Here is a 1711-nt window from a genome sequence, read left to right as displayed (position 1 = left end):
ACCATAACCCTGTAGCAACAAGTTTTCTGCAAGAGGGCCATTTACAAAGAAGTTTGCACTCTGTTCACCACCAGAACGGCTGTTTTCTTGGATAACCGTCCCCAGCTGCACATTACCTGTCCACTCAAGCGCATCTTTACGGGTGATCACGTTAATCACACCACCAATCGCATCGGAACCATATAGTGTCGACATCGGGCCACGGATCACTTCGATTCGCTCAATGGCTTGAAGTGGTGGCAACCAACCTTGTTCAATACCAGGGCCATCGCTATTTGGGCGAGTTTCGCGAGTACTTTGGCGCTTACCATCCACAAGAATTAACGTGTACTTAGAGCCCATACCACGAATGCTGATATCGGTTGTATCACCACCACCAGTCACAACAACACCCGGCACACTTTTCAGTGCATCAGTCACGTCGCGGTAGTAGCGCGAGTCCAATTCTTCTCGCGAGATAACACTAATACTTGCAGGCGCATCCGCTTGGGATTGCTCATAACTTGACGCTGTCACCACGACGGTTTCCATTTTAGAAACTGAGTCGTTAGCAAATACATGAGGGACACTGACGAAGGCTAAAACACCAGTTGCAGTTAGCACTGGCAGTCTAAGAGTGGACATCTACATCTCCATAATTGATAATGATTATTATTTTCGAAGTGGAATTATTCATAAATAGAATGAGATGCATAGTGAGAGTTATGGAACGGTTCTTCCCATATATGGAATCCGTACATAACGCAGTAAGGAGTAAGATATGCACGACTTAGCATCAATTCGTGCTTTTGATGCGCTTAACCAACACAAAAGTTTGACCGCAGCCGCCAAAGCACTGAATCAGCCGAAATCCACCGTGAGCCGCCGCTTAGCGCAATTAGAAGCCGACTTTGGCCAAGCGCTAACGACTCGACAAGGCAACCGCTTGATTCTGACACGCGCAGGGGAGATTTTTGCCGACTACAGCCGCCAGATCTTAGAGCTCAGCGAGGAAAGTTATGAGGCGCTTCAAGGCTTAAATAATCAAGTATCAGGCTCTCTACATATCGTTTGCCACGCAGCGTTAGTTCGCAGTTGGTTAGGCGATGTGCTCAATGAATTTCTGGCGGAGAACCCTGACGTCAGAGTCCAGCTCACCAGTGATTTTTCCGATACACACCACGATCCAGATTTGTTTATCTGGCTAGGTGAACACAAAGGGCTGGATTGGCGCAAAGAAACGCTTGGCGTATTTCGTTACACCCCATTCGCGTCGCCAAACTACATCGAAAAACATGGCCCCATCCACCACCCGAGAGAACTAAACAAACATCCGTGGATAGATTTTGGGTCGATACAAGAGAATGGTTTGCTACTCTCGCACCCAGAACAAGGGGAGTTTTTTCTAGAACCATTTGTCAGCCGACTCTATAGCGACAACATTGCTATGCAGATCGATAGTATCGCCAACGGACACGGCATTGGTCTCTTGCCAACTTGGACTGCACAAGGGTATGAGAAACATCACCCCGGCCGTATCACCCCATGCCTTGAAGGCTGGCTTTCAGAGCCAATAACGATCAACTGTTATACACCAGCAGGGCGTCATCCTCTTCGCTTATCCGTACTGCTTGAAGATATTCACCAAAGTATTCCGCTAGATTGGAAATATTGAGACAAATAAAAAGGCCATCAACATGATGGCCTTTGCTCACAACCGCTCAACAGAGCC

At 47.6% G+C, this 1711-nt stretch carries 2 protein-coding genes; one reads left to right on the top strand and one right to left on the bottom strand.

The genetic code is table 11. The features are described 5' to 3' along the window. A partial coding sequence (locus R7Q38_RS23025; RefSeq protein WP_318114413.1) for a TonB-dependent receptor plug domain-containing protein occupies nucleotides 1-531 on the bottom strand: 531 nt, incomplete at its 3' end. A 229-nt stretch (nucleotides 532-760) separates the two neighbouring features. On the opposite strand from R7Q38_RS23025, the gene R7Q38_RS23020 reads away from it, so the two are divergent. After that, complete coding sequence (locus R7Q38_RS23020) at nucleotides 761-1654, top strand: LysR family transcriptional regulator (protein WP_005493888.1); 894 nt, start codon at nucleotides 761-763, stop codon at nucleotides 1652-1654. Nucleotides 1655-1711 lie beyond the last annotated feature (57 nt).

It is taken from the genome of Vibrio sp. Vb0598 (genome assembly GCF_033338935.1).
Classification (GTDB): Bacteria; Pseudomonadota; Gammaproteobacteria; order Enterobacterales; family Vibrionaceae; genus Vibrio; species Vibrio alginolyticus.
Note: the sequence above shows the minus strand (reverse complement) of the source record. Positions and strands in the feature narration are given on the sequence as shown.